The sequence below is a fragment of the SAR324 cluster bacterium genome (assembly GCA_015232315.1).
In the GTDB taxonomy this organism is placed as follows: Bacteria; SAR324; SAR324; order SAR324; family NAC60-12; genus JADFZZ01.
Genome location: JADFZZ010000065.1, coordinates 1 through 7,135 on the forward strand (window position 1 = coordinate 1; position 7,135 = coordinate 7,135).

Consider the following 7,135-nt stretch of genomic DNA (forward strand, 5'->3'; position numbering starts at 1 on the left):
TGGACGTTGTGAATCAGAGCCGGGATGGAGCGTGGAGTTGACCGAATGGCACATGGTTGGTCCGATGCTGATATCCTTGATTGTGTGTTTGTCCAAGCGCATGCGGGCATCGCGTCCAAAAGTACAGGAATTTCTCCGTGATTGGCTGGGGCTGTGGTTGGGAACGGGTACGATCAACCAGTGTATTCACGAGGCTGGCCGTGCTGTGGAGCCTCTTGAGGAACAAATGATTGAGGAAATACGTCGCTCAGAGTTGCTCCACGTAGATGAGACGCCATGGAAAGAAAAGACTATCCTTCTGTGGTTCAGCGTCTTCGGTTCGTTGACGACCACGTTGTTTGTGGTTGGTGCACGTAGTGCGGAGGCACTTGAACGGATTTTGGGAAATGCGTTCCCCGGTTGGCTGATGAGTGATGGGCTGAAAGTTTATCGGAAATACCTCAAGCGTTTGCGCTGTTGGGCCCATTTGGATCGCAAAGCCAAAGGCCTTTCGGAGAGTTTGGACGGCGAAGCAAGACGATTTGGGGGCCAAGTGTTGGCGATCTTCGAAATATTGCGGAGAGCTGTGTACCAAGCCCGTGAGGCCCCCACAGGGACCAGCAACCTGAGACAGGTTCATGGGGATCTTTTGGGTATCCTCATGTTGGCTTGCCAGGAACACGCGGACTCTCCACATGAAAAAACTCGTGCGTTGGCGCGTGAGCTTCTCTACGATTGGGAGGCTATCTGGGCGGTCTTGTCAGATCCGTTCTTGCCAATGACCAACAACGAGGCCGAGCGGTTGTTGCGACACTGGGTGATTTACCGTCGCATCTGCTACGGCACACGCACAGCTCAAGGGAGCCGAGTGGTTGCCCTATTGGCAAGTGTGATTGAAACATGCCGCAAACGGAAGGTCTTGCCGTGGCCGTTTCTGGCAGATGTGATCGCCAAGCGTAGAAGGGGCGATGCGGTGCCGTCCTTGCCGGCCACGGCGACAGCATAAAAGGGAGATTCTTCCATGCTCGGTTGTTTCTCTGGTCCGAAAATGGGGGGGTGAACGGTTACGAATCAACACAGATTCAGGGATATGTTAACATGAAGAAAATAAGAATTGCCTGTTACGTTGTGGTGACATTGTTGGTATATTCATGCGTGACATTTGCTGATGATCCTATCACCGCACCGGATGATATTGTCAAAGAATTAAGTTATATTATAGAAACTGATGGAAAGAAAGTTGGAACTTTCCAAGTAACGGAGATGAAAATTAAAGGATCAGATCTGATCCGTGAAGAATCGAATATGGAAATGTTAACAGACGGTATAATTTTTAAATCAGTTGCTATCGAAGTTTATAAGATTTCTGATAGAGTCATCCCTATAATGGTTTCGTATGATAGTAAAATGAGTGGACCAGGAATTGAAAATATCAAAAAGAATTTGCACTTGATGGATGAGAGTGCTAAACGTGACGCAGAAAAAATGGTAATATCTGTTCATAATAATGTTGAAATAAACACCGTTACAAGAAATATCACCTCTAATATAAGAGAGGAATTTATGAATGGTAGAGTTGCCACAAGCAATCCAACATTAAGTCTTCCAACTGGTTTCGCCATGGAAACTAGACCAGATCACTATCCATTGATAAAAAAATACGGCACTCTGACGTTGGATATCTTTGATCCACAAGACAATACTTTCACAAAATCTCAGGTGAAAATATATGGTGAGAAACTGTTTCAAGATAGGAAAGTATTTGATGTAAGAGTTAAAAATAATAAATATGAAAATGTTATATATTTTGAAAATGACTCTCAGAACAATAAATTTGGCATAGAGGTGTACGGAGAAGTGGTTTCTGATGGTCAGACATTTAAAACTACCTTGGATCGCGATCATTCGTCTCAGTAGATGCATGTTAAAGACCCGTGAGATTGTATACCGATTTCACAAACAAATCCGGTCCGTTTATGTTGCGAATCGTGTGAAAACTTGATTATCGGATGGTGTTTTCAGAATTGTTCAATCTTTCAATAAGTTGTATCCTTTGCCGTATGAAGATCAACGCTTAACGTGGAGGATGGGGAAATGGTTGTGTTGGACGTAAAGGATTCTCTTCACCCCCAAATCCAGGATAATCCGCGTAAAACATACAATCAAACAGGCCATATCTTATACTATGTCTTGTATGGAGAAAGGTTATTCTATGTTTATTGAAGATGATGCACGCCATTTAGATGAAATAATGCGCCTCCATTTTGAAAATAAAAAACTTGCGCATGTAATCAACACAAGTCCCGAACAAATTCATCTAAACGTTAAAGCACAATATCCAATGAATGATGCACCAGAGAACATCAAAGAAAATATAAATCCTGATCCTAAACAGCATCGTAACATTTTTATCGCGATAACTGGGGCAAAAAGTGGATTGGGAGTCACAACAATAGCTTCAAATTTGGCAACATTAATAACACGGTTCGGAGTAAAGGTATTAATTGCCGATGCTGGTGCAGGACACCTTTACTCTTTTTTTGATTCATCTCTGAGGGTTTGCGTGCAGAAAATATCCGTTGATCCTGCTTCATCGTTACATGATTTAATCACCATGCGCGGTGGAATTTGTGTGCTACAAGATTGTTATGGATCTGATTTTAAAAGTAATATTAATCTCTGGATGGATTTTCTTCGCATATGGAATTGTGGTGAATCTTTGAATCCAGGCATAGTGATTATGGATATACATTCATTGTTCTTCCTGATTACCCCTGAAATTCAGCCACAGTTATGGTAGCATGTGATTGTCTTCATGTTATTGAAAGTGCGGAGGGGATGATGGCCAAAAACAAGGTGCAATTTCAGAAGGGATTGAGCATAAGTGATTTTCTGTCGAGTTATGGGACAGAGGATCAGTGCCGGGTAGCAGTGTTTTCCTGGCGATGGCCCAAAGAATTCGCCTGTCCAGAGTGCGGTTGGAACCACTACTGTGAAATCAAGGGACGTAAGGTGTTGCAATGTAACCGATGCCATCATCAAACGTCGCTTATTGCGGGAACAATTTTCCAGGACACAAAGCTGGGGCTTACAAAGTGGTTTCTTGCTATTTATCTGATAACGCAGAACAAAGTTGGAATATCAAGTCTTGCTTTGGCACGGCAATTGGGAGTATCCCAGAATACCAGTTGGCGGGTGAAACACAAATTAATGCAAGTCATGTTGGAACGTGACAATGGGAAACAACTCAAAAACCGCATTGAAATTGACGACGCCTATCTTGGAGGAGAACGCCATGGAGGCAAGAGGGGGCGGGGTGCTGACGGAAAAACGCCCTTCCTTGCGGCCGTCGAAACCACCGACAATTCAGAACCCATTCGAATCAAGTTGAGCGTTGTCAAAGGATTCCGGAAAGAAATCGTCAGGAGGTGGAGTGCCTTGCATTTGTCGGCTGGTTGTTCCGTGGTTTCCGATGGACTGTTATGTTTTGGAGCGATTGCGGAGAGTGGCTGTAAGCATCAGGCTGTTGTGGTTGGTGGTGGAGCAAAAAGTGTTTCGCATCCAGAATTTAATTGGGTGAACACGACCCTCGGGAACATAAAAGGCGCAATCGTGGGGACATACCGGGCGATCAGCGGAAAGCATGCTGCCAGATATCTCGCAGAGTTTGAATATCGCCATAACCGACGGTTCCGAATGGCGGATATGATCCCTCGCCTTGGGTATGTTGGAGCCCACACCCCACCTATGCCTGAGCGACTGCTAAAACTGGCTGAAATTCCGTGGTAATCAGGTTGTTCTTTCATGAAAAATGCAGGCTATTATTGAATGCGGATAAAATCGTAATGGTTGTTTCTCCGGATCCGATGAGTGTCCGGGGTGCTATTGTCAACATCAAGAGAATTTACTTTGAATGCGGTGTATATCAATTTGATCTTCTATTTAACCATTGCCAGGATGAGAATGAATCATTACAGGTTATTGAAAGTCTTACATTTGAAATTGGTTACTTGCCTCATATTGAGCTAAATAACATTGGCTGGATACCTTTTGATTATAATATTATGCAATTACATAATCATGGGACTATGCGCAATTCACTCCTTCTCGATTTAATAGAATTGCATCGTTTTCCTTTGATGAAAATTATCGACAGTCTTCGGACAAAATACGGCGTTCAATTAAATACAGTGGAACAATATAGCTGCAACTATCGAACCTTATGTCATGATGACAGTTAATATCTTCATGGGAATTACACAGCATTATTTTGCATACCAATTGCAATATTCACGAGTGGGGCAAAGAAGAGATTTTATATTTTTCAGGAGTATGCTTTATGTCAACAGGCTTGACACAACTTAATGTAGATAGCAAGGATTCTGAACAATGGCCAATTTACCGTTTAGAAGGATTCGACCTTATTGTTGATTTCAACCCTATAATCGAGAACTGCTTCCGTTTACGATACCAAAAAGAACGCATTGTGGTTGAACGTAGATTAGACAGTGAACAGTGGATAGCTGAATCAGATTCTTTTATTCGAATTCCAATACCAAGTCACAAGGAAATTTTCGACTCTCCTGATCATGCTGTCCTCAGATTTTTTCAGCTTTGCGTTAAATGGAAAACAGGTGTCTTTTCAGGAACCATTAAGCCACCATTTGAAGATGATATCATTTTCCTCTCGAACCTGATAAGGCTCGGTGGTTCTGGTGTGATTGATCTCTATAGATCAACACCAGTCTTGTTATGGCTTCTCGTTGATACAACGCCTGATTTAGATGGCCGCCTAAGATATTTTGTTAATAAAAAAAGGATACACATTCTTGATAGAATCCGTGGTACAGCTATTGGTACATCAACACAAAATATGGTAAAGTTCATAGGAAAAATAGTCCCAGACCGATTAAATAGTGAAGAATTAAAGTTATTATATAGTGTTGCAAGAGGTTCTCAATTTCCTAAATTGGTGAAGCAATTAGAATTTGCAAATAAAGTTCATATTTCTTGGCTTGATTGGCAAAAGACATTCTGGAGGCGGGATAATTATCTACATCTTTTACCTTATCCATTCTCGACCAGAATTCCGAATAAGAAAAGGTTTCTATCTTTCGATAGATTCGTTAATGATACAATGGAGTTAGCCAAATTTTTACCTGATTACCCCTGAAATTCAGCCACAGTTATGGTAGCATGTGATTGTCTTCATGTTATTGAAAGTGCGGAGGGGATGATGGCCAAAAACAAGGTGCAATTTCAGAAGGGATTGAGCATAAGTGATTTTCTGTCGAGTTATGGGACAGAGGATCAGTGCCGGGTAGCAGTGTTTTCCTGGCGATGGCCCAAAGAATTCGCCTGTCCAGAGTGCGGTTGGAACCACTACTGTGAAATCAAGGGACGTAAGGTGTTGCAATGTAACCGATGCCATCATCAAACGTCGCTTATTGCGGGAACAATTTTCCAGGACACAAAGCTGGGGCTTACAAAGTGGTTTCTTGCTATTTATCTGATAACGCAGAACAAAGTTGGAATATCAAGTCTTGCTTTGGCACGGCAATTGGGAGTATCCCAGAATACCAGTTGGCGGGTGAAACACAAATTAATGCAAGTCATGTTGGAACGTGACAATGGGAAACAACTCAAAAACCGCATTGAAATTGACGACGCCTATCTTGGAGGAGAACGCCATGGAGGCAAGAGGGGGCGGGGTGCTGACGGAAAAACGCCCTTCCTTGCGGCCGTCGAAACCACCGACAATTCAGAACCCATTCGAATCAAGTTGAGCGTTGTCAAAGGATTCCGGAAAGAAATCGTCAGGAGGTGGAGTGCCTTGCATTTGTCGGCTGGTTGTTCCGTGGTTTCCGATGGACTGTTATGTTTTGGAGCGATTGCGGAGAGTGGCTGTAAGCATCAGGCTGTTGTGGTTGGTGGTGGAGCAAAAAGTGTTTCGCATCCAGAATTTAATTGGGTGAACACGACCCTCGGGAACATAAAAGGCGCAATCGTGGGGACATACCGGGCGATCAGCGGAAAGCATGCTGCCAGATATCTCGCAGAGTTTGAATATCGCCATAACCGACGGTTCCGAATGGCGGATATGATCCCTCGCCTTGGGTATGTTGGAGCCCACACCCCACCTATGCCTGAGCGACTGCTAAAACTGGCTGAAATTCCGTGGTAATCAGGAATTTTTAAACATCGAAAACTCAGATAAAATTATATACAACTGTAAGAGTCATCCTGATCTTGTCCGATTACACAATAGATGGGTTTTGAGGGTAAACGAAATAAAAAATGAACAGCATATTGCAAGCCTAATAAAGATCTATGGTCCGGAATTTCCACCTTCACCTCTTCCTGGTATCGAAACTATTGTTCAAATTAGATCGCACTCTGACTTAATAGCAGAAGGCAAAGAGATGCAACACTGTGTCGCCATATATGCTGAACTAGTATATAAACGTCAATGTTATATTTACCGAGTTCTTCATCCTGAAAGAGGAACTCTGGAACTGATAATTAATAATAAAGGAAAACCGGAAATTGCTAATTTCAGTTTATATCGTAATGCTAGTCCATCAAAAAATTCGTGGGAAAAAGTACAGGAATGGCTTGCCAATTCGCAGTGCGGAACATGTGAGCCAATATCTCTTCCTATTCTTACGTCTAACCACCTTATTTTGTGGGCATCAAGTGTTCCGAGATGGTCACCAACTCAATGTTGATAGGAGTCCCTCCTCAAAACTCCATCCGGCCACAAAAAAGGCACAACCGGATGCTGTACCGGGTGAGGAAGAGGAGTTCGGCGACTGAAAATGCCGTGGAAGGGAATGAGTAACGGACGGTTGATCAAGAAAACTGCGGAACAGGTCTATTTTTGGCAACATAAACACAGCCAACGCACTAGAAAGTTAGTTGAAAGTGGTTTGCAGGCGTGCTTTTGTGGTGGGCATCATCAAAGGAGATCCTGTCCCTTCCGATTGGTTCATCCGGCCAGATTTTGGACGCAATGGGAGCCAAACTTGACAAATTTCAGTGGACTGGAAAGGTGAAATCCTGGACAATATGACTGTGGAAGAGTCGTTTCACCGTGGACCAACGTCTCGTCATCAAGTTTCGGACGTTGTGTTTACGGATATCGGGTTACGTAGGA

Annotated in this window: 7 protein-coding genes; all 7 read left to right on the top strand. The window is 43.2% G+C overall.

The genetic code is table 11. From position 1 onward, the window contains the following. The first annotated feature begins 31 nt into the window (after nt 1–31). The 7 genes from HQM11_20940 to HQM11_20970 all read left to right on the top strand — a co-directional run bounded on the left by HQM11_20940 (nt 32) and on the right by HQM11_20970 (nt 6,707). Complete coding sequence (locus tag HQM11_20940) at nt 32–985, top strand: IS66 family transposase (protein MBF0353505.1); 954 nt, start codon at nt 32–34, stop codon at nt 983–985. A 92-nt stretch (nt 986–1,077) separates the two neighbouring features. Next, nucleotides 1,078–1,896 carry a hypothetical protein gene (locus tag HQM11_20945; protein ID MBF0353506.1) on the top strand — a complete coding sequence of 273 codons (819 nt, stop codon included), beginning with the start codon at nt 1,078–1,080 and terminating at the stop codon, nt 1,894–1,896. Nucleotides 1,897–2,191: 295 nt separating this feature from the next. Then, nucleotides 2,192–2,779 carry a hypothetical protein gene (locus HQM11_20950; protein MBF0353507.1) on the top strand — a complete coding sequence of 196 codons (588 nt, stop codon included), beginning with the start codon at nt 2,192–2,194 and terminating at the stop codon, nt 2,777–2,779. Nucleotides 2,780–2,820: 41 nt separating this feature from the next. Next, nucleotides 2,821–3,768 (top strand): IS1595 family transposase, encoded by a 948-nt coding sequence (locus tag HQM11_20955; GenBank protein ID MBF0353508.1) that lies wholly within the window; start codon nt 2,821–2,823, stop codon nt 3,766–3,768. A 550-nt stretch (nt 3,769–4,318) separates the two neighbouring features. Continuing rightward, nucleotides 4,319–5,152 (top strand): hypothetical protein, encoded by an 834-nt coding sequence (locus tag HQM11_20960; protein ID MBF0353509.1) that lies wholly within the window; start codon nt 4,319–4,321, stop codon nt 5,150–5,152. A 63-nt stretch (nt 5,153–5,215) separates the two neighbouring features. Next, nucleotides 5,216–6,163, top strand: a complete 948-nt coding sequence (locus HQM11_20965) for an IS1595 family transposase (GenBank protein ID MBF0353510.1) — start codon at nt 5,216–5,218, stop codon at nt 6,161–6,163. Between the two features lie 91 nt (nt 6,164–6,254). Continuing rightward, complete coding sequence (locus HQM11_20970) at nt 6,255–6,707, top strand: PcfJ domain-containing protein (protein MBF0353511.1); 453 nt, start codon at nt 6,255–6,257, stop codon at nt 6,705–6,707. The last annotated feature ends 428 nt before the right edge of the window (nt 6,708–7,135 follow it).